The sequence below is a fragment of the Enterobacter chuandaensis genome (genome assembly GCF_003594915.1).
GTDB lineage: Bacteria > Pseudomonadota > Gammaproteobacteria > Enterobacterales > Enterobacteriaceae > Enterobacter > Enterobacter chuandaensis.
Window position 1 is genome coordinate 25,768 of the sequence record NZ_QZCS01000019.1, and the last position, 20,444, is coordinate 46,211.

General features: G+C 56.1%; 17 protein-coding genes and 2 tRNA genes. 15 read left to right on the forward strand and 4 right to left on the reverse strand.

Annotated elements, in window-relative coordinates; translation table 11 throughout:
• Positions 1 to 32: 32 nt before the first annotated feature.
• The 3 genes from mscM to rsgA form a co-directional block, all read right to left on the reverse strand.
• The gene (gene mscM / locus D5066_RS21090; RefSeq protein ID WP_119917125.1) at positions 33 to 3,356 is read right to left on the reverse strand and encodes a miniconductance mechanosensitive channel MscM; all 3,324 of its coding nucleotides are present in this window, start codon (positions 3,354 to 3,356) and stop codon (positions 33 to 35) included.
• Positions 3,357 to 3,375: 19 nt separating this feature from the next.
• Positions 3,376 to 4,344, reverse strand: coding sequence for an archaetidylserine decarboxylase (gene asd / locus D5066_RS21095; protein WP_080328787.1), 969 nt, complete (start codon positions 4,342 to 4,344; stop codon positions 3,376 to 3,378).
• A gap of 97 nt (positions 4,345 to 4,441) precedes the next feature.
• A complete protein-coding gene (gene rsgA / locus D5066_RS21100) occupies positions 4,442 to 5,494 on the reverse strand; it encodes a small ribosomal subunit biogenesis GTPase RsgA (protein ID WP_032666746.1) in 1,053 nt (350 codons plus the stop codon).
• Positions 5,495 to 5,601: 107 nt separating this feature from the next.
• Here rsgA and orn point away from each other — a divergent pair, with 107 nt between their 5' ends.
• The 3 genes from orn (at position 5,602) to D5066_RS21115 (ending at position 6,530) form a co-directional block, all read left to right on the forward strand.
• Entirely contained in the window at positions 5,602 to 6,147 is a 546-nt protein-coding gene (gene orn, locus D5066_RS21105; protein ID WP_028015247.1) for an oligoribonuclease, read from the forward strand.
• A 195-nt stretch (positions 6,148 to 6,342) separates the two neighbouring features.
• Positions 6,343 to 6,418 (forward strand) — tRNA-Gly (locus D5066_RS21110).
• A gap of 36 nt (positions 6,419 to 6,454) precedes the next feature.
• Positions 6,455 to 6,530 (forward strand) — tRNA-Gly (locus D5066_RS21115).
• Between the two features lie 270 nt (positions 6,531 to 6,800).
• On the opposite strand, the gene queG is transcribed toward D5066_RS21115, so the two are convergent.
• Complete coding sequence (gene queG / locus D5066_RS21120; RefSeq protein ID WP_119917127.1) at positions 6,801 to 7,940, reverse strand: tRNA epoxyqueuosine(34) reductase QueG; 1,140 nt, start codon at positions 7,938 to 7,940, stop codon at positions 6,801 to 6,803.
• Here queG and nnr point away from each other — a divergent pair.
• The 12 genes from nnr (at position 7,939) to nsrR (ending at position 20,429) form a co-directional block, all read left to right on the forward strand.
• Positions 7,939 to 9,462, forward strand: a complete 1,524-nt coding sequence (nnr, locus tag D5066_RS21125) for a bifunctional ADP-dependent NAD(P)H-hydrate dehydratase/NAD(P)H-hydrate epimerase (protein WP_119917128.1) — start codon at positions 7,939 to 7,941, stop codon at positions 9,460 to 9,462. The two genes, queG and nnr, sit on opposite strands and share 2 nt — an antisense overlap.
• Positions 9,455 to 9,916: a tRNA (adenosine(37)-N6)-threonylcarbamoyltransferase complex ATPase subunit type 1 TsaE gene (gene tsaE, locus D5066_RS21130; protein ID WP_028015250.1), complete on the forward strand. Its 462-nt coding sequence runs from the start codon at positions 9,455 to 9,457 to the stop codon at positions 9,914 to 9,916. The genes nnr and tsaE overlap by 8 nt, the downstream gene beginning before the upstream one ends.
• 16 nt (positions 9,917 to 9,932) lie before the next feature.
• Positions 9,933 to 11,267: an N-acetylmuramoyl-L-alanine amidase AmiB gene (gene amiB / locus D5066_RS21135; protein WP_119917129.1), complete on the forward strand. Its 1,335-nt coding sequence runs from the start codon at positions 9,933 to 9,935 to the stop codon at positions 11,265 to 11,267.
• Between the two features lie 9 nt (positions 11,268 to 11,276).
• The gene (mutL, locus tag D5066_RS21140) at positions 11,277 to 13,121 is read left to right on the forward strand and encodes a DNA mismatch repair endonuclease MutL (RefSeq protein WP_119917130.1); all 1,845 of its coding nucleotides are present in this window, start codon (positions 11,277 to 11,279) and stop codon (positions 13,119 to 13,121) included.
• The gene (gene miaA, locus D5066_RS21145) at positions 13,114 to 14,064 is read left to right on the forward strand and encodes a tRNA (adenosine(37)-N6)-dimethylallyltransferase MiaA (RefSeq protein WP_080328792.1); all 951 of its coding nucleotides are present in this window, start codon (positions 13,114 to 13,116) and stop codon (positions 14,062 to 14,064) included. Before mutL ends, miaA begins: the two co-directional genes overlap by 8 nt.
• 85 nt (positions 14,065 to 14,149) lie before the next feature.
• Positions 14,150 to 14,461 carry an RNA chaperone Hfq gene (gene hfq, locus D5066_RS21150; RefSeq protein ID WP_008502919.1) on the forward strand — a complete coding sequence of 104 codons (312 nt, stop codon included), beginning with the start codon at positions 14,150 to 14,152 and terminating at the stop codon, positions 14,459 to 14,461.
• A 74-nt stretch (positions 14,462 to 14,535) separates the two neighbouring features.
• Positions 14,536 to 15,816, forward strand: a complete 1,281-nt coding sequence (gene hflX / locus D5066_RS21155; RefSeq protein WP_119917131.1) for a ribosome rescue GTPase HflX — start codon at positions 14,536 to 14,538, stop codon at positions 15,814 to 15,816.
• 56 nt (positions 15,817 to 15,872) lie between these two features.
• Entirely contained in the window at positions 15,873 to 17,132 is a 1,260-nt protein-coding gene (gene hflK / locus D5066_RS21160; protein ID WP_080328793.1) for an FtsH protease activity modulator HflK, read from the forward strand.
• Between the two features lie 2 nt (positions 17,133 to 17,134).
• Positions 17,135 to 18,139 (forward strand): protease modulator HflC, encoded by a 1,005-nt coding sequence (gene hflC, locus D5066_RS21165; protein WP_010427498.1) that lies wholly within the window; start codon positions 17,135 to 17,137, stop codon positions 18,137 to 18,139.
• Between the two features lie 71 nt (positions 18,140 to 18,210).
• Positions 18,211 to 18,408, forward strand: coding sequence for a DUF2065 domain-containing protein (locus D5066_RS21170; RefSeq protein WP_003855996.1), 198 nt, complete (start codon positions 18,211 to 18,213; stop codon positions 18,406 to 18,408).
• A 104-nt stretch (positions 18,409 to 18,512) separates the two neighbouring features.
• Entirely contained in the window at positions 18,513 to 19,811 is a 1,299-nt protein-coding gene (locus D5066_RS21175; protein WP_006178975.1) for an adenylosuccinate synthase, read from the forward strand.
• 192 nt (positions 19,812 to 20,003) lie between these two features.
• On the forward strand, positions 20,004 to 20,429 hold the full coding sequence (gene nsrR / locus D5066_RS21180; RefSeq protein WP_014882230.1) for a nitric oxide-sensing transcriptional repressor NsrR: 426 nt from the start codon (positions 20,004 to 20,006) through the stop codon (positions 20,427 to 20,429).
• Positions 20,430 to 20,444: the final 15 nt, after the last annotated feature.

A 20,444-nucleotide genomic window follows, 5' to 3' on the forward strand; every position in this document is an offset into this window, starting at 1 on the left:
AAATGCCCCTCCCGAAAGGGAGGGGAGAAAGGTTACAGACTTCCCGCCGGGCGCGATCTTGCCGCCGACGTCAGCGTTTTACCCATCTTACGTCCGTCCATGCTTTCCAGACGCATCTGGAACGGTGGGAACGGCATATCAATACCGTGCTCGCGGAAGCCCGCCAGAATCAGCTGGTGGATCTCATGGCGCAGCGGCATACGGTGCCCCATTTCGGCGGCGTAGATACGCAGTTCGAAAATCTGGATCCCTTGCTGTAAATCAACCAGGAACACTTCCGGCGCAGGGTTATCGAGCACCAGCGTACAGCGTTCAGCGGCGGTGTAGAGGATCTGCGTGACCTCTTCACTGTTGGCATCCGACGGAGCCGGTACCGTCAACACCACGCGCGTAACGGAGTCCGACAGCGACCAGTTGATAAACTGTTCGGTAATAAATGCCTTGTTCGGCACGATGATCTCTTTACGGTCCCAGTCACTGATCGTGGTGGCGCGGGTGTTGATCTTCGTTACGCTCCCGGTTAGATCGCGGATCGTCACCGTATCGCCAATGCGAATCGGTTTTTCAAACAGAATGATCAGGCCGGAAACAAAGTTCGCGAAGATCTCCTGCATGCCAAAGCCAAGGCCGAACGTCAGGGCGGCAACCAGCCACTGCAGCTTAGACCACTCAATACCAATCATTGAGAACCCGACCATCCCGCCAAAAAGCAGGATCAGGTATTTCGTGATGGTCGTAATGGCGTATCCGGTGCCGGGGGTTAAATCCAGATGCTGCAGCAGCGCCAGCTCCAGCAGCGCCGGGAAGTTACGCACCAGCTGGGTGGTGATGATCAGAACCAGAATGGCAATCAGCACCGCGCCTAAGGTGATCGGCTCCAGGCTTTCAACGCCCTGCACCGTGGACGTCACGTCCCACAAAGAGATGTTCTCCAGGAAGCCAAACGCGGAGTGAATTTCCGACCACAGGAAGATCACCGACAGCAGGGCAATCAGCATCAGGATGGAACGCACCAGTCGCAGAGACTGGGTACTGATGGCATCCAGATCCAGTTCGACCTCGTCGGCATCCATCGTGCCTTCCGTACTGTTGACATGGGTTGGCTCTTCCTCGCCCCGGGCGCGCTGGGCAAGGATCTCCGCCCGGCGATGCTTGGCGCGGTCGAAGGCCAGGCGGCGGCGCTGAATCAGCATCCAGCGGCGGATTACGTGGTAGACCACCAGAAGCAGGAACCAGATCGCCACCGACGTTTCCAGTCGCGCCAGCAGCGCCTGCGAGGTTGCCAGATAACCCACCGCCGCGGCCAGCATCGCAATCAGAGGGGCGCTCAGCAGCAGGTTCCAGAGCAGCCGGTTGAACATGTTGTCGCCGCTACCGGATTTATCAAGATAAAGCGGTATCCCCGCGCGTTTCAGGCTGAGCGTGACGATGGCCAGCGCGCCGCATATCAGCATAAAGCAGAGGCGTCCCAGCGAGCCTGAGAATTCCCGGTCGTTAAGATTATCAAACATGATCAGCGCCATAATCAGCGGCACAATCAGCCCGATGCTCATCAGGTAGTAACGCATGGCGCGCGCCACGCGGTTACGCGGCCAGCCAAAGTGGGCAATGAACAGGCCGTTGGGCCGCGCGAACGTCGCGCAAATCATCACTACCCACAGCAGCGGCACCGTAGCGGTGACGCCATCACCAATGGCAACCGCGAGCGGATAGGGCCACGCTTCCCGCAGGCCGTAGCCAAGCGTCATCCACAATACCGGTAGCGGAGACGCGACGAGAATCGACCAGAACACGGTGCGCAACGTCAGCCAGAAGTGGTCCTGGGTGACTTTCCCCACCCGTGCGCTGGAACGCTCCAGGAAGCGGGTAAAATGTCTGCGCGAGTAAATGCTGAAGCCGACCAGGATCAACGCGCCCAGCAGAGGGAAGATCGTCTCTTTGCTGGTCAACATCATCACGCTGGCCTTTCCGAGCTGGCTGAAGGTGTCCAGCGAAATCAGGCGGCGCAGATCCTGAACAATATCAATCGGCCATGAGAAGGTCATCGGACGCACGTCTGAGGTCCAGAAGAGATAACGGTGCGTTGCCTCGTTCACCTCTTTCAGCGCATCTTCCAGCTGGCTGTTGGAGACCTTGAGCTTAGTCAGTTCCAGAATCAGCGTATCGCCGCCCTGTAGCAGTGAGTTCAGCAGTTCGCGCTGGGTACGCAGCTGGGCTTCAAGAATACGGTTTTGCTCGCTGGTCAGGGGCTGTCCGTCAGCCTGACGGATCTGGCGAATTTGCGGCTGCTTATTAAGGAGATCTTCAAAGTGCAGTCGTTGAACGCGCAGCTGGGCCATTTCGGTATCCAGCTGTTGCGGCTTCGGCATTTCAGGCAGGCGAGAAACCTGGGCGCGTAACGCTTCGCCCAACAGGTTTGATGACCCGAGCCACTGGGATTGCTCACGCAGCGTGTTGAGCGCCTGACGCACCTGCAGGGTTTGATTCGTCGCCTGACGCTGCTGCGAGGCAACCAGATCCATACGCTGCGCCTGCTGATTCAGGGCGGCAGAAAGCTCACGGTTGACCTTAAACTGATCGACGATACCTTCCGGCAGATTGGCACTGTTTTCCGCCAGCAGTTCGGTGCTTTCAAGGGCACGCTCGGCTTCAAGCTGACGCTGGCTGTTAAGCTGATTACGCAGGGCCTGAAGGTACGCATCCAGCTGCTCGCTCTGCTTCTGAGCGAGTTCTGAACGCATCCGCGCCAGCTCCTGGCGGTTGTTGGCGGAAAGCTGCGCCAGCTCCAGCTCATCCACAAGGGCCTTCAGACGCGCCGATTCAGCCTGCAGGCCCAGATTTTGCGCCTGAGCCTGCGGCGTGTTGCCGCTTTGCGTACCCACGCGACGCTCAACGTCATTAAGCTGGCGGCGGGCATCGGTTTGCTGCTGTGGAAGCTGGCTCAGGGAATCGGCAATTTCGCGCGCACGCTCCTGCTCCTGCTGAGCCAGGCGGCTCTTTTCCAGAAGCTGACTGCTGACCTGCAGGATTTCCTGATTCAGGGCGTCGGTGGTCATACCGGCAGGGGCTCCGCGCGGCTCATCGCGCAGATTAGCGAGCTGCGCGCGCAGCGTTTGCGAGAGTTTAGGGAAGTTGTCGATAACCTGCTGATACTGCTGAGCGCGCTCAAGCGAGCCTTTCCGCTCCTCAAGCGCGTTCAGTGCGGACTGGAGCGACTCAACGGTCTCTGGCTGTGCGGGTTTGGCCGCTTTAGCCTGCTCCAGCTCCTGGGTTATCTGTTTGGCGTCGGGGGCTGTCGCTGCGTACGCCCCCATGCTGAGGCACCAGGCCATCAGTAGAACGATAATCGGGCGCACGTCAGCGATCCTTCTGTTGTTAGCCTTCGTCTTTTTTGTCGTCAACCAGCGGGCTGGCATCGTGCTCGGCGTCGATCTCTTCTTGCGGCAGCGGAGCAGGTTCTGCGTCCGGCGTCACGAAGGTTTCGGTAGAGACCGCCAGCGGCTGACCCAGTTTGGTGACCGACAGGCTTTCGAGTTGTTCAGCCAGCTTCACTTTGCCCGGCGCAAACAGGTTGATGACGGTAGAGCCCAGCTTGAAGCGACCCATCTCCTGACCTTTCAGCAGGGCAACAGAGCCTTCCGCTTCACCGGCAGGCCAGGTCCAGCGCTTGATCACACCTTCACGCGGTGGGGTGATGGTGCCAGCCCAGACGGTTTCGATGCTGCCGACAATGGTCGCACCCACCAGGATTTGCGCCATCGGGCCGAATTCAGTATCGAACAGGCAGATGACGCGTTCGTTACGAGCAAACAGGTTCGGTACGTTTTGCGCGGTCAGGTGGTTCACGGAGAACAGATCGCCCGGCACGTAGATCATCTCACGCAGGATACCGTTACACGGCATGTGCACGCGGTGGTAGTCGCGCGGTGACAGATAGGTGGTGGCAAAGGTACCGTTGCGGAACAGGTCTGCCATCAGGTAGTTGCCCGCCAGCAGCGCTTCCAGGCTGTAGTTGTGGCCTTTCGCCTGCAGGATTTTGTCGTCTTCGATGTTACCCAACTGGCTGATCACGCCGTCTGCTGGCATCACCAGGACGTTAGGATCGGTGTTCAGCGGACGCACTTCGTCGCGCAGCGGGCGCACGAAAAATTCGTTGAACGTGCGGTAGCTGGCGGTATCCGGCTTCTGCGCTTCTTTCATGTCGACCTTGTAATACTTCACAAAAAGGTCGATGACCAGTTTGGTCAGCCAGCCCGCGCGTTTGCTCGCGCCCCAGCCCGCCAGGCGAGTGAGCCACAGTTTTGGCAGAATGTATTGAAGCGAAAGTTTAAATGCGTTTAACAAGGTAGCCTCCAGGCCATTGTTTTGTCGTTCCTGATCCGGCGTTAAGCCGCCGGAACCTGAAAAAAGGGGACGATTTTAGCGATGCTTAGCTTAGTTGTCAGTTATCAGAATCAGAAAAGTTTTTACGCGTTTTTACCTGATCCATGCTCTCAAGAATGCGGTGATAATTCTCGAAGCGGGTCTCCGCGATTTCACCGTTCTCAACCGCTTCGCGGATAGCGCAGCCTGGATCGTTATCGTGTTTGCAGTCGCGGTATTTGCAAGCGCCTAAATAATCATGGAATTCGACAAATCCATTAAAGATTTGTTCCGGCTCAAGATGCCACAAACCGAATTCACGCACGCCCGGAGAGTCGATGACATCGCCACCGTGAGGGAAGTGATACAGGCGTGATGCGGTAGTGGTGTGCTGGCCCAGACCCGAGACGTCAGACACATCGTTGGTGAGGATCTCCTGCTGGAGGCCGAGAAGGTTGTTCAGAAGGCTCGATTTCCCCACGCCGGACTGGCCCGCAAAGATGCTGATGCGATCGGTAAGCGCCTCTTCCAGCGGTTTCAGTCCGTCTTTGGTGTAGCTGGACACCATCAGCACGCGATAACCAATTTTGCGGTAGATATCCATCTGTTCATTAACGAAAGCCATGCCTTCGTCATCCAGCAGATCGATTTTGTTCAGCACGATAATCGGTTCAACCTGCAGCGTTTCACAGGCGACGAGATATCGGTCGATAATATTGAGCGAAAGTTCGGGCAAAATCGCCGATACGATGACAATCTGGTTAATGTTGGCGGCAATCGGCTTCACCCCGTCGTAAAAATCGGGACGGGTTAACACGGACGTACGCTCATGGACCGCTTCAACGATACCTTTAACGGTAACGCCTTCTGCAGCCTCTTTACCCGGCCGCCAGACGACGCGGTCGCCGGTGACCAGAGAACGAATGGTTCGGCGGATGTTGCAGCGGTGGATTTCGCCATCGGCAGATTCCACGTCAGCGTGCATACCGAAACGGCTGATGACTACGCCTTCCGTTGGTTCGCCAAACAGGTTGTCGTCGTAATCGACCTTCTCCGAAGTGGTTTTAAGACGGCGCTGGTGATTGGCATTCACGCGGCGCTGCTGCCCTTTGGAGAGTTTATTTTTACTCAATCGCACTGGCTCCTGGTCGCCCGTAAGGGGCAAAACCTCTATGATACACTCTAATTAATACTAGTTAACCTGCTACTGCTGGTTATGCGAGAAGGGTGGAAAATAACATGAGCGCGGATGAAAACAACCTGATTTGGATCGATCTCGAAATGACCGGGCTGGATCCCGAGCGCGATCGCATTATTGAGATTGCAACCCTGGTGACCGATGCCAACCTGAATATCCTGGCTGAAGGGCCAACGATTGCAGTGCATCAGTCCGACGACCAGCTTGCGCTGATGGATGAGTGGAATGTGCGTACCCACACCGGCAGCGGCCTTGTCGAGCGCGTGAAGGCGAGCACGCTGGGTGACCGCGAGGCGGAACTGGCGACGCTCGAATTTCTGAAGCAGTGGGTACCGGCGGGTAAATCGCCGATCTGCGGCAACAGCATCGGTCAGGATCGTCGTTTCCTGTTTAAGTATATGCCTGAGCTGGAGTCTTACTTCCATTACCGCTATCTGGACGTGAGCACCCTGAAAGAGCTGGCGCGTCGATGGAAACCTGAAATCCTGGACGGCTTTAAAAAACAGGGTACGCACCAGGCGATGGACGACATTCGCGAGTCTGTGGCGGAGCTGGCGTACTACCGCGAAAACTTTATTAAGCTGTGATTTTGAGATCCGGCGCCTTGCGTGGCCGGGTTTTTGTCGTTAAATTGTTCAGCTTGCCGATTTAATAAGCATTTGAACTAAATTTCGAAAAAATCGCTTTAAGGGGGTTGCAGCTAAAAGGATTTCTCGTATAATGCGCCTCCCGTAACGACAGAGAATTACACGTTACGACAGCAACAAAAGCAGTACAGATTTGCGGGAATAGCTCAGTTGGTAGAGCACGACCTTGCCAAGGTCGGGGTCGCGAGTTCGAGTCTCGTTTCCCGCTCCAAAATTTGAAAGTGCTTCCACAGCACAGACTGCCCAAGCGGGAATAGCTCAGTTGGTAGAGCACGACCTTGCCAAGGTCGGGGTCGCGAGTTCGAGTCTCGTTTCCCGCTCCAAATTCTTCTTCATCTATAAAATATCCACAGCGAAAAGAAGCGCTGGGGACGTTTTCTATTGCATCTGAAATACTCTTGTAAACAGAGTTATCCACAGAATTCTCGCTTTACCCAAACCGTACAGAAAGTTAGCAGGGTGAATGATATCTTCACAAGATACTGTATTGACTGGATAAAATTTCATTTCAAAATGTTATTGAGATCACTTGACCTCTTCTCAAGCCCAGATGGCGCTTGAGTTTTTATTTTTATTCACAGGCTGTGAATATATCACGCATCTCGCGTAAGCCCTTTCTCGATGACCCTGACCAGCCGCTGTTTCTTAGGAAGCTGCACTTCGACCACGCAGGCATTGCGCTTCTCAATTTGCTGCGCAATCGCCCATTCAATATGCTCGTCGAGAAGTGGGTGCTCACCTCTACGGCTTTCCAGCGCCTGAATATTCGCTACATCCCACGGGGCATTACCCAGCGCGACGGCGACATTACGCAGCCAGCGCAGATGACCGATACGGCGAATAGCTGAACCTTCCGTCACCTTCAGGAACCAGGCTTCGCTCCAGGCGAACAGCTCAATAAGCTGTGGCGCATGCAGCGCCTTACGCGGGCTGAAGTCCTCTTCGTCCGTCAACTGGGAATAGCGGTTCCACGGGCAAATCAGCTGGCAGTCGTCGCAGCCGTAGATCCGGTTGCCGATAAGCGGTCGAAACTCTTCCGGGATCGCTCCTTCGAGCTCGATGGTGAGGTAGGAGATACAGCGACGTGCATCGACGGTGTAAGGCTCAACGATGGCGCCCGTCGGGCAGATGGTCATGCAGGCCACGCAGCGGCCACAGCCTTCCTCCACCGGGCCGTCTACCGGCAGGGGTAAATCAATCAGCAGTTCACCCAGGAAGAAGAACGATCCGGCGTCGCGGCTCAGGATAAGTGAGTGCTTACCTGTCCAGCCAAGCCCGGCTTTTTCGGCGATCGGGCGCTCAAGAATAGGCGCGGAATCGACAAAGGGTCTAAAATTCAGCGAAACACAGTGCTGCTGAATAGTTTCCCCAAGTTTTTTTAGACGGTTACGCAGAAGCTTATGGTAATCACGCCCCAGCGCGTACCGGCTGACGTAACCCAAAGAGGGATTTTTTAGCGTGCGCGCGAAGGCCGCGTTGGCAGGCAGGTAGTTCATGCGCACGCTGATAACGCGTAATGTGCCCGGCAAAAGCTCGTGAGGACGGGCGCGCATCATGCCGTGACGCGCCATCCACTCCATTTCGCCGTGGTATTGTTTGTCCAGCCAGGCCTGCAATTTTGGCTCGCTGGCAGAGAGGTTGGTATCGGTAATGCCTACCTTCTGGAAGCCAAGTTCAGCACCCCACTGTTTTATTTTTTGCGCTAATTCATTGAGATCGAGGGGCTGTGACATGACGGACCATACGGTGAAGAAAAACCCCGCAAGTATACCACATTCCATCTGGCATGCGGATGACCTCCGGCGCGCCGAAAAAGAGGCCGCAGACAGCCTCGGGATCACTCTTTTTGAACTGATGCTCCGCGCGGGTGAGGCCGCGTTTAACGTTGCCCGCAGCGCCTACCCGCAGGCCGCTCACTGGCTGATTTTGTGCGGTCACGGCAATAACGGCGGTGACGGCTACGCTATGGCGCGTCTCGCGGTTGCGGCGGGTATCCGCGTTACGCTACTGGCCCTGGAGAGCGATAAACCGCTGCCGGAAGAGGCTGGCATGGCGCGGGAGGCATGGCTGAACGCAGGCGGCGTAATTCACGCGCCTGATATCGTCTGGCCGGAAGATGTTGATCTGATTGTTGATGGTCTGCTGGGCACCGGGCTACGCAGCGCGCCTCGTGAGAACATTGCCGCGCTTATTGAACACGCTAACGGGCACTTCGCGCCGGTAGTCGCGCTGGACATTCCGTCGGGCCTGATCGCGCAGACCGGCGCAACGCCGGGGGGGGTGATTCATGCTGCTCACACCGTGACCTTTATCGCCCTGAAGCCGGGTCTGTTAACCGGAAAAGCGCGGGATGTGGTCGGCATTTTGCACCATAACGCGCTGGGGCTGGAGAGCTGGCTCGTAGGGCAGGAAACGCTCCTGTCGCGTTTTGATTCCTCGCAGCTAAAAGAGTGGCTGCCGCCGCGCCGCCCAACCTCCCATAAGGGCGATCACGGCAGGCTGGTGATTATTGGTGGCGACCACGGTACGGCAGGTGCGATTCGCATGACCGGTGAAGCGGCATTGCGCAGCGGCGCCGGATTAGTGCGAGTGCTTACTCGCATCGAGAATATTGCGCCAATCATCACAGCCCGACCGGAACTGATGGCCCATGAGCTTACGCCCCAGACGCTGGAAGAAAGCCTGGAATGGGCGGATGTGGTGGTCATTGGTCCGGGACTTGGGCAGCAGGCATGGGGTAAACAGGCCCTGCAAAAGGTCGAGAATTTTCGTAAACCGATGCTGTGGGATGCCGACGCGCTTAACCTTCTGGCAATAAATCCGGATAAGCGTCACAATCGCATTCTGACGCCACACCCCGGCGAAGCCGCGCGCCTGCTCAACTGCAGCGTGGCAGAAATTGAAAGCGATCGCTTACTTTCTGCTCAGCGTCTGGTAAAACGTTACGGAGGTGTTGCCGTTTTGAAAGGGGCAGGAACCGTTGTCGCCAGTGACGAGACGCAGGGCATTATTGATGCCGGAAATGCGGGCATGGCGAGCGGCGGCATGGGCGATGTGCTTTCAGGCATCATCGGCGCATTGCTTGGACAGAAACTTCCCCTTTATGATGCAGCCTGTGCGGGCTGCGTGGCCCACGGTGAGGCAGCTGACAGGCTGGCTGCACGCGAGGGGACGCGCGGTATGCTGGCCACCGATCTTTTTTGCACGCTGCGGCGTGTTGTTAACCCGGATGTGATTGACGTAGAAAATGACTAATCGAGCGATTCCTTTACCTGATGAACAAGCCACTTTAGATCTCGGCAAGCGCGTGGCGCAGGCCTGTCAGGGGGCAACCGTCATTTATCTGTATGGTGATTTAGGTGCGGGTAAAACCACCTTCAGCCGGGGTTTTTTGCAGGCGTTAGGGCACAACGGGAACGTGAAAAGCCCCACCTACACGCTGGTCGAGCCGTATACCCTCGATAATCTTATGGTGTACCACTTTGATTTATATCGTCTTGCGGATCCTGAGGAGCTGGAATTTATGGGGATCCGTGATTATTTTGCCAACGACGCCATCTGCCTGGTGGAGTGGCCGCAACAAGGTGCGGGTGTGCTGCCTGACCCGGATGTCGAAATTCACTTAGATTACCAGGCTCAAGGGCGTGAGGCTCGCATCAGTGCGGTTTCCTCATCAGGGTGTTCCTTACTGGCGCGTCTCGCCGGTTAAGAGTAGGGATGACGGGATGATTAGTCGCGTTAAAGGTTGGGTGTTGGCTGCGACGGTGCTGCTGTGCGCGCAGGCCGGAGCGGCAAGCCTTTCGGATATTCAGGTGTCAAACGGCGAAAGCCAGGCCCGGATCACGCTCAGCTTTATGGGTGACCCTGAATATGCGTTTTCACAACCGGACAGCCACAGCGTGGCGCTGGATATCAAACAGACAGGCGTGATCCAGGGGTTACCGCTGCAGTTCAGCGGAAATAATCTGGTGAAAAGGATCCGCTCGGGTACGCCGCAGGACAGCCAGTCACTGCGCCTGGTGGTCGATCTGACCGAAAAGGGCAAAACGAAGGCGGTGAAGCAACAAAACGGTGCGAACTATACCGTGGTCTTTACTATTAACGCCGACGCGCCGCCGCCTCCACCGCCACCAGTTGTGGCGAAACGTGTGAAAGAACCAGTGTATACGCCGCGCCCCTCGGAACCTGCGCGTAACCCGTTTAAATCGCAGAACGATCGCATGACTGCGGCAACCAGCAGCAATACGGTGACGCGTCCGGCAGCCAGCGCGCGCCGCGCGGTCAGCGGCGACAAGGTGATTATCGCCATCGATGCAGGTCACGGTGGACAGGACCCAGGCGCGATTGGTCCTGGGGGGACACGAGAGAAAAATGTCACTATCGCCATAGCCCGTAAGCTGCGTACGCTGCTCAATGACGACCCTATGTTTAAAGGCGTGTTGACCCGCGACGGGGATTACTTCATTTCGGTGATGGGGCGTTCGGACGTCGCGCGTAAGCAGAATGCGAACTTCCTGGTTTCCATCCACGCGGATGCTGCGCCTAACCGTAACGCAACGGGCGCGTCGGTGTGGGTACTCTCGAACCGTCGCGCGAACAGTGAAATGGCCAACTGGCTGGAAGAGCATGAGAAACAGTCTGAACTGTTAGGCGGCGCGGGCGATGTGCTGGCAAACAGCCAGTCTGACCCGTACCTCAGCCAGGCGGTGCTGGATTTACAGTTCGGTCATTCTCAGCGCGTCGGGTATGATGTCGCCACTAACGTATTGAACCAGCTGCAGGGCATCGGGGCATTGCATAAACGCCGCCCTGAACATGCGAGCCTGGGCGTTCTGCGCTCGCCGGATATTCCGTCAATTCTGGTGGAGACCGGCTTTATCAGCAATAACAGTGAAGAGCGTCTGCTGGGCAGCGACAGCTATCAGCAGCAAATTGCCGAAGCGATTTATAACGGTCTGCGTAAATACTTTGACGCGCACCCGCTTCAGTCTGCGCCGCAGGGCGGGGCAGCCCAGACGGCAAGCGCCGCGCTGCCGGGTGAAATGACCGCGACTAATTAAGGAGAATTCATGCCGATTCAGGTTCTACCGCCGCAGCTCGCGAACCAAATCGCCGCCGGTGAGGTGGTGGAACGCCCTGCGTCGGTGGTGAAGGAGCTGGTGGAAAACAGCCTCGATGCGGGGGCCTCCCGCATCGATATTGATATCGAACGCGGCGGCGCAAAGCTTATCCGCATTCGTGACAACGGCTGTGGCATTAAGAAAGACGAGCTGGCGCTGGCGCTGGCGCGTCATGCCACCAGTAAAATTGCTTCGCTGGACGATCTGGAGGCGATTATCAGCCTTGGGTTTCGCGGGGAAGCGCTGGCCAGTATCAGCTCCGTTTCCCGTTTGACGCTGACCTCCCGCACGGCCGAGCAGCAGGAAGCCTGGCAGGCCTACGCCGAAGGACGCGATATGGACGTCACGGTCAAGCCCGCGGCGCACCCTGTCGGTACCACGCTGGAAGTTCTGGACCTGTTCTACAATACTCCCGCCCGCCGCAAGTTTATGCGTACCGAGAAGACCGAGTTCGGCCATATCGATGAGATTATTCGCCGTATCGCGCTGGCCCGTTTCGATGTCACCATTAACCTCAGCCATAACGGCAAAGTGATGCGCCAGTATCGCGCGGTGGCAGAAGGTGGGCAGAAAGAGCGCCGTTTGGGGGCTATCTGCGGGACGCCGTTCCTGGAGCAGGCGCTGGCTATCGAGTGGCAGCACGGCGATCTGGCTTTACGTGGCTGGGTGGCCGATCCGAATGCCAGCAGCGCGGCGTTCGCTGAAATACAGTACTGCTATGTGAACGGCCGCATGATGCGCGACCGCCTGATTAATCACGCCATTCGCCAGGCCTGCGAAGACAAGCTTGGTGCCGATCAGCAGCCTGCTTTCGTCCTTTATCTGGAAATCGACCCGCATCAGGTGGATGTCAACGTCCATCCTGCCAAGCATGAGGTGCGGTTCCATCAGTCGCGTCTGGTTCACGACTTCATTTATCAGGGCGTGGCCGCCGTGTTACAGCAGCAGGCAGAGCCAACGCTGCCGCTGGAAAGTGACGCTCCTGCACCGCGTCCGCTTCCGGAAAACCGTGTCGCTGCTGGCCGCAACCATTTTGCGGAGCCTGCCGTGGCGCGTGAACCGGAAGCCCCGCGTTTCTCCTCTGCAGGCGCCGCGCCTCGTCCGACGGGAGCGAACTACCCGAACGCTCAACCTGGCTATCAAAAGCAGCAAGGGGCGTTATACCGCAAATTGCTGGACACGCCAGCCGTTGAGCGTAAAGAGCACCTTCCGGCACCAGCACCTTCCCTTGACGGTCATAGCCAGAGTTTTGGCCGGGTGCTGACGGTTATCGCCCCGGATATGGCACTGCTTGAGCGTGACGGTAAAGTGATGCTTCTGGCGCTGCCGGTTGCCGAACGCTGGCTCAAGCAGGCGCAACTGACGCCGGGGGAAAATGCGGCCTGTGCGCAGCCGCTATTGATCCCGGTTCGCCTGAAAATATCCGCTGAAGAAACAAGGGTATTGCAGCGTGCCGAGGCCCAGCTGGCGCAAATGGGCATTGAAATTGTGCTTGAACCCCAACATGTGACAATTCGTGCAGTGCCTTTACCCTTACGCCAACAAAATTTACAAAACTTGATTCCTGAACTGATAGGCTACTTGGCGCAGCAAACATCGTTTGAGGCCGCCAACACCGCGCAGTGGATCGCCTGCCATCTGGCCAGCGAACATTCACCGTGGAGTATGGCGCAGGCAATTACCGTGCTGGCGGAGGTGGAACGCCTCTGCCCACAGCTGGTGAAAGCGCCGCCGGGTGGGTTATTACAACCTGTTGATTTAAAAACGGCGATGACCGCCCTGAACCATGACTGACGTAAGCAAGGCGAGCCTGCCAAAGGCAATTTTTTTAATGGGCCCGACGGCCTCCGGCAAAACAGCGTTAGCCATTGAGTTACGTAAAGTTTTGCCTGTAGAGTTGATTAGTGTGGATTCAGCCCTCATCTATCGGGGGATGGACATCGGTACGGCAAAGCCAGACGCAGAAGAACTGCGTGCAGCGCCGCACCGTTTGCTGGATATTCTCGACCCGGCAGAGGCATATTCCGCAGCGGATTTCCGCCGGGATGCCTTAGCTGAGATGGCCGAGATCACCGCCGCGGGGCGTATACCGCTGCTGGTTGGCGGAACCATGCTCTACTTCAAGGCGCTGCTCGAAGGATTGTCACCCTTACCTTCCGCGGACCCTGAAGTGAGAGCAAAGATTGAGCAGCAGGCGGCAGAGCAGGGATGGGACGTATTGCATCAGCAACTGGCGGAAATTGACCCGGTTGCCGCAGCGCGAATCCATCCAAATGATCCGCAAAGGCTTTCCCGGGCACTGGAAGTTTTTTTCATTTCGGGTAAAACTTTAACGGAACTGACGCAAACGTCAGGAGACGCTCTGCCGTATCAGGTGCATCAGTTCGCCATCGCCCCGGCGAGCCGTGAACTGCTCCATCAACGAATTGAGCAGCGTTTTCATCAGATGTTGGCTTCAGATTTTGAAGCAGAAGTGCGGGCGCTATTTGCCCGTGGAGATTTGCATACGGATATGCCTTCCGTTCGTTGTGTGGGATACCGCCAGATGTGGTCGTATCTTGAAGGCGAGATTTCATACGATGAAATGGTTTATCGAGGTGTTTGCGCCACGAGACAGTTAGCGAAGCGCCAGATCACCTGGTTGCGCGGTTGGGAGGGGGTTCACTGGTTAGACAGTGAAAAACCGCAACAGGCGTTAAACGACGTGATTGAGGTTGTTGGTGATATCGCTCACTGAATGTGTACAATTGAGACGTATCGTGCGCAATTTTTCAGAATCGCAAGGTTCTAAGTACAAAACAAGCATATAAGGAAAAGATAGAATGGCTAAGGGGCAATCTTTACAAGATCCGTTCCTGAACGCATTGCGTCGGGAACGTGTTCCAGTTTCTATTTATTTGGTGAATGGTATTAAGCTGCAAGGTCAGATTGAGTCTTTCGATCAGTTCGTGATCCTGTTGAAAAACACGGTCAGCCAGATGGTCTACAAGCACGCTATCTCTACTGTTGTTCCGTCCCGTCCGGTATCTCATCACAGCAATAACGCTGGCGGCGGCACTGGCAGTAACTACCATCATGGCAGCAACGCGCAGGGTTCTTCAACGCCAGCGCAGGACAGCGACGAAACCGAATAAGGTTTCGGGCTGTTATCCACACGGGGAGCCAGGGATCCTGCGTTCCCCGCTGATCTTTTTAGAGAGGTTTACGCTTGTTTGACCGTTATGATGCCGGTGAGCAGGCGGTGCTGGTACACATCTATTTTTCGCAAGACAAAGATATGGAAGACCTCCAGGAGTTTGAATCTCTGGTCTCTTCCGCCGGTGTCGAAGCAATGCAGGTGATTACCGGTAGCCGTAAAGCGCCGCACCCAAAGTATTTTGTTGGTGAAGGTAAAGCAGTAGAAATTGCGGATGCCGTAAAAGCAACCGGCGCGTCAGTCGTGTTGTTTGATCATGCGCTGTCTCCAGCCCAGGAGCGCAACCTGGAAGCTCTCTGCGAATGCCGTGTGATCGATCGCACGGGATTGATTTTAGATATTTTTGCTCAGCGTGCCCGTACCCATGAAGGGAAACTGCAGGTTGAGCTGGCGCAGTTGCGCCATCTGGCGACGCGTCTGGTGCGTGGCTGGACCCACCTTGAAAGACAAAAAGGCGGGATTGGTTTGCGCGGTCCGGGTGAAACCCAGCTCGAAACCGACCGCCGTTTGCTGCGTGGCCGTATTACCCAGATCCTCTCACGTCTGGAACGTGTAGAGAAACAGCGTGAACAGGGGCGTCGGGCGCGAACCAAAGCCGACATCCCAACGGTGTCGCTGGTGGGCTATACCAACGCCGGTAAATCTACCCTGTTTAACCAGATAACCGAGGCCCAGGTGTATGCCGCAGACCAGCTGTTTGCGACCCTGGACCCAACGCTGCGTCGTATTGACGTTGCTGACGTCGGCGAAACAGTCCTGGCGGATACCGTAGGGTTTATCCGTCATTTGCCGCACGATCTGGTCGCGGCGTTTAAAGCGACGTTGCAGGAGACCCGTCAGGCGACCCTGCTGCTGCACGTGATTGATGCGGCTGACGTACGCGTGCAGGAGAACATCGACGCGGTGAACGTGGTGCTTGAAGAGATCGACGCCCACGAAATCCCAACGCTGTTGGTAATGAATAAAATCGATATGCTGGACGATTTTGAACCGCGTATCGAGCGTGATGAAGAGAACAAACCGATTCGGGTCTGGCTTTCTGCTCAGGCCGGTATTGGTGTGCCACTGCTTTTCCAGGCTTTGACAGAACGTCTTTCCGGTGAGGTAGCTCAGCACACGCTGCGACTGCCGCCACAGGAAGGCAGGCTGCGCAGCCGGTTTTATCAGCTTCAGGCGATAGAAAAAGAGTGGATGGAGGATGACGGCAGCGTGGGGATGCAGGTGCGTATGCCGATCGTTGACTGGCGTCGCCTCTGTAAACAAGAACCTGCGCTGGCGGACTATATCGTCTGATCAGAAAGGGGAAGCCTGAATAATTCGCCCTTGCATAACAAATATGGAGCATATACATGGCGTGGAATCAGCCCGGTAATAACGGACAAGACCGCGACCCGTGGGGAAGCAGCAATAATCAAGGCGGCAACTCTGGGGGAAATGGCAACAAAGGTGGTCGCGAGCAGGGGCCGCCGGATCTGGATGATATCTTCCGCAAGCTGAGCAAAAAGCTTGGTGGGCTTGGCGGAGGAAAAGGTTCTGGCTCGGGTGGTAATTCTACTCAGAGTCCACGCCCGCCAATGGGTGGCCGCGTAGTGGGCATTGTGGCCGCTGCGGTGGTAATCATCTGGGCAGCCAGCGGGTTCTACACCATTAAAGAAGCAGAACGCGGCGTGGTTACCCGTTTCGGCAAGTTCAGCCATCTGGTTGAGCCGGGCCTGAACTGGAAACCGACCTTCATTGACGATGTGACTGCGGTCAACGTGGAGTCCGTCCGTGAACTGGCGGCATCCGGCGTAATGCTGACCTCTGACGAAAACGTGGTGCGCGTTGAGATGAACGTGCAGTACCGCGTGACCGATCCTGAGCGTTATCTGTTTAGCGTGACCAGCGCCGATGACAGCCTGCGTCAGGCGACCGACAGCGCCCTGCGCGGTGTGATCGGTAAATACACCATGGATCGTATCCTGACTGAAGGTCGTACCGTTATTCGTAGCGATACCCAGCGCGAGCTGGAAGAGACCATTCGTCCGTACAACATGGGTATCACCCTGCTGGACGTCAACTTCCAGGCCGCACGTCCGCCGGAAGAGGTGAAAGCCGCATTTGACGATGCGATTGCAGCCCGTGAAAACGAACAGCAGTACATCCGTGAGGCAGAAGCGTACACCAACGAAGTTCAGCCGCGTGCTAACGGTCAGGCGCAGCGTATTCTGGAAGAAGCTCGCGCGTATAAGACGCAAACCATCCTGGAAGCACAGGGTGAAGTGGCTCGCTTCGCGAAGATCCTGCCGGAATATAAAGCGGCTCCGGAAATTACCCGCGAGCGTCTCTATATCGAGACCATGGAAAAAGTGCTGAGCCACACCCGCAAAGTGCTGGTTAACGACAACAAAGGTGGAAACCTGATGGTTCTGCCGCTGGATCAGATGCTGAAAGGCGGTTCTGCTCCGGCAGCGAAAGACACCAGCGGTGCCAACAACCTGCTGCGTCTGCCGCCAGCCTCATCAGGCAGCTCAAGCGCGAACACAACGCCTTCTTCGAACGATGGTGACATTATGGACCAACGCCGTGCTAACGCGCAGCGTAACGACTACCAGCGTCAGGGGGAATAAGGATGCGTAAGTCAGTTATTGCGATCATCGTCATCGTACTGGTCGTGCTGTATACCTCGATCTTTGTGGTGAAAGAGGGCGAGCGTGGGATCAAGTTCCAGTTCAGCAGCGTCGTGCGTGATGGCGACAAACGTCCGGTGATTTACGAGCCGGGCCTGCACTTCAAGGTGCCGTTCATTCAGTCTGTGAAAACGCTGGATGCGCGTATCCAGACCATGGATAACCAGGCTGACCGTTTCGTTACCAAAGAGAAGAAAGACCTGATCGTTGATTCTTACATCAAATGGCGCATCAGCGATTTCAGCCGCTACTTCCTGGCAACGGGCGGCGGTGACGTTTCTCAGGCGGAAGTGCTGCTGAAACGTAAGTTCTCTGACCGTCTGCGTTCTGAAATTGGCCGTCTGGATGTGAAAGACATCGTGACCGACTCCCGCGGTCGTCTGACTCTGGAAGTGCGCGATGCGCTGAACTCCGGTACAGCGGGCACCGAAGACGAAGTGGAAACGCCAGCAGCAGATGACGCGATTGCTAAAGCGGCTGAGCGCGTTCAGGCTGAAACCAACGGTAAAGTGCCGGTGATCAACCCGAACAGTATGGCTGCGCTGGGTATCGAAGTGGTTGACGTGCGTATTAAGCAGATCAACCTGCCAGCGGAAGTGTCCGAGGCGATTTACAACCGTATGCGCGCCGAGCGTGAAGCGGTAGCCCGTCGTCACCGTTCACAGGGTCAGGAAGAGGCTGAAAAACTGCGCGCCGCAGCGGACTACGAAGTGACCAAGACTCTCGCAGAGTCTGAGCGTCAGGGCCGTATTCTGCGTGGTGAAGGCGATGCGGAAGCCGCGAAGCTGTTCGCCGATGCGTTCAGCCAGGATCCAGACTTCTACGCCTTTATCCGTAGCCTGCGTGCTTACGAGAATAGCTTCCAGAGCAACCAGGATGTGATGGTGCTCAGCCCGGACAGCGATTTCTTCCGTTATATGAAGACGCCGACTAACGCAACGCGATAAACTCAGGCTCGTTTGAGTATTCAAACCACCGCTCCCAACGGAGCGGTGGTTTTCTTTTATAAGGATTAAAAATGAATTCAACGATCTGGCTCGCACTGGCCCTGGTTCTGGTGCTGGAAGGTCTCGGACCGATGCTCTATCCGCGCGCCTGGCGTCGCATGATCGCCACGATGAGCCAACTGCCGGATAATATTTTGCGTCGTTTTGGCGGCGGTCTTGTGGTTGCAGGTATCGTTATCTACTACATGTTGAGGAAAACGATTGGCTGATCAAAAAGTAGGCGCAATCGGCGTATTTTGAGGTCAAAAAGTGCTGTATATCTGAAAAAGCGATGGTAGAATCCATTTTTAAGCAAACGGTGATTTTGAAAAAAATGGGTAACAACGTCGTCGTACTGGGCACCCAATGGGGTGACGAAGGTAAAGGGAAGATTGTTGATCTTCTGACTGAACGGGCTAAATATGTTGTACGCTACCAGGGCGGTCACAACGCAGGCCATACTCTCGTAATCAACGGTGAAAAAACCGTCCTCCATCTTATTCCATCAGGCATTCTTCGCGAAAACGTCACCAGTATCATCGGTAACGGCGTTGTGCTGTCTCCAGCTGCGCTGATGAAAGAGATGAAAGGTCTGGAAGACCGTGGTATCCCTGTTCGTGAGCGTCTGCTGCTCTCCGAAGCCTGCCCGCTGATCCTGGATTATCACGTGGCGCTGGACGTCGCGCGTGAAAAAGCGCGTGGTGCGAAAGCGATCGGCACCACCGGTCGTGGTATCGGCCCGGCTTACGAAGATAAAGTTGCACGTCGCGGTCTGCGCGTCGGCGATCTCTTCGACAAAGCGACCTTCGCTGAAAAACTGAAAGAAGTGATGGAATATCACAACTTCCAGCTGGTGAACTTCTACAAAGCTGACGCTGTTGACTACCAGAAAGTGCTGGATGACGTCATGGCGATTGCAGACATTCTGACCGGTATGGTTGTTGATGTGTCCGATCTGCTGGACCAGGCGCGCAAGCGTGGCGATTTCGTCATGTTCGAAGGTGCGCAGGGGACGCTGCTGGATATCGACCACGGTACCTATCCGTACGTCACCTCCTCCAATACCACCGCCGGTGGCGTGGCAACGGGCTCCGGCCTGGGCCCGCGTTATGTGGATTACGTTCTGGGCATCATCAAAGCATACTCCACTCGCGTGGGTGCAGGTCCATTCCCGACCGAGCTTTTTGATGAAACCGGCGAGTTCCTGTGCAAGCAGGGTAACGAGTTCGGCGCGACCACCGGTCGTCGTCGTCGTACCGGCTGGCTGGATGCGGTTGCCGTGCGTCGCGCAGTGCAGATCAACTCCCTGTCTGGCTTCTGCCTGACCAAGCTGGACGTGCTGGACGGCCTGAAAGAAGTGAAAATCTGCGTAGGCTACCGTATGCCAGATGGCCGCGAAGTGACCACCACTCCGCTGGCTGCTGACGACTGGGAAGGCATTGAGCCAATCTACGAAACCATGCCGGGCTGGTCTGAGACCACCTTCGGTGTGAAAGAGCGTAGCGGCCTGCCGCAGGCGGCGCTGGATTACATCAAGCGCATTGAAGAACTGACCGAAGTGCCGATCGATATTATTTCTACCGGCCCGGATCGTACTGAAACGATGATCCTGCGCGACCCGTTCGACGCATAATCTTCGTGACTGCTGGCCTGCGGGGAAACCCGCAGGCCGGATAAGCGTAGCGCCATCCGGCGACCGCTCCTGGATCTCCGCTTTTTCGCCCCGTCTGTCAAATAAATTAGCCGCTAACTATCTGGCTGGTTTATCATCATTAATGAATATCTCTGCGGTTAAACCGCGTTTTCCCTTTTTCCTGAGGTTGATGTGCAGTTAACAAGTTTCACCGATTACGGCTTACGCGCGCTGATTTACATGGCGTCGTTACCCGATGGGAAGATGACCAGTATCTCTGAAGTGACAGAGGTGTACGGTGTGTCCCGTAATCATATGGTCAAAATAATCAATCAACTTAGCCGTGCCGGATACGTTGCTGCCGTCCGCGGGAAGAATGGAGGGATCCGTCTTGGTAAACCGGCACAGAGTATTCGTATCGGGGATGTGGTACGTGAGCTGGAGCCGTTGTCTCTGGTGAACTGCAGCAGCGAGTTCTGCCACATCACGCCCGCTTGTCGCCTGAAACAGGCGCTTTCTAAGGCCGTGCAAAGTTTTCTCAAGGAACTGGATAACTACACGCTGGCCGATTTGGTTGAAGAGAATCAACCGCTTTATAAATTATTGCTGGTGGAATGAAGAAAATTTCCACCG

Excerpts from the sequence above, each read along its gene's own strand:
- orn (WP_028015247.1), top strand. The coding sequence starts at position 5,602 with ATGAGCGCGGATGAAAACAACCTGATTTGGATCGATCTCGAAATGACC.
- nnr (WP_119917128.1), top strand. The coding sequence starts at position 7,939 with ATGACGGACCATACGGTGAAGAAAAACCCCGCAAGTATACCACATTCC.
- queG (WP_119917127.1), bottom strand. The coding sequence starts at position 7,940 with ATGTCACAGCCCCTCGATCTCAATGAATTAGCGCAAAAAATAAAACAG.
- tsaE (WP_028015250.1), top strand. The coding sequence starts at position 9,455 with ATGACTAATCGAGCGATTCCTTTACCTGATGAACAAGCCACTTTAGAT.
- amiB (WP_119917129.1), top strand. The coding sequence starts at position 9,933 with ATGATTAGTCGCGTTAAAGGTTGGGTGTTGGCTGCGACGGTGCTGCTG.
- mutL (WP_119917130.1), top strand. The coding sequence starts at position 11,277 with ATGCCGATTCAGGTTCTACCGCCGCAGCTCGCGAACCAAATCGCCGCC.
- miaA (WP_080328792.1), top strand. The coding sequence starts at position 13,114 with ATGACTGACGTAAGCAAGGCGAGCCTGCCAAAGGCAATTTTTTTAATG.
- hfq (WP_008502919.1), top strand. The coding sequence starts at position 14,150 with ATGGCTAAGGGGCAATCTTTACAAGATCCGTTCCTGAACGCATTGCGT.
- hflK (WP_080328793.1), top strand. The coding sequence starts at position 15,873 with ATGGCGTGGAATCAGCCCGGTAATAACGGACAAGACCGCGACCCGTGG.
- hflC (WP_010427498.1), top strand. The coding sequence starts at position 17,135 with ATGCGTAAGTCAGTTATTGCGATCATCGTCATCGTACTGGTCGTGCTG.
- D5066_RS21170 (WP_003855996.1), top strand. The coding sequence starts at position 18,211 with ATGAATTCAACGATCTGGCTCGCACTGGCCCTGGTTCTGGTGCTGGAA.
- D5066_RS21175 (WP_006178975.1), top strand. The coding sequence starts at position 18,513 with ATGGGTAACAACGTCGTCGTACTGGGCACCCAATGGGGTGACGAAGGT.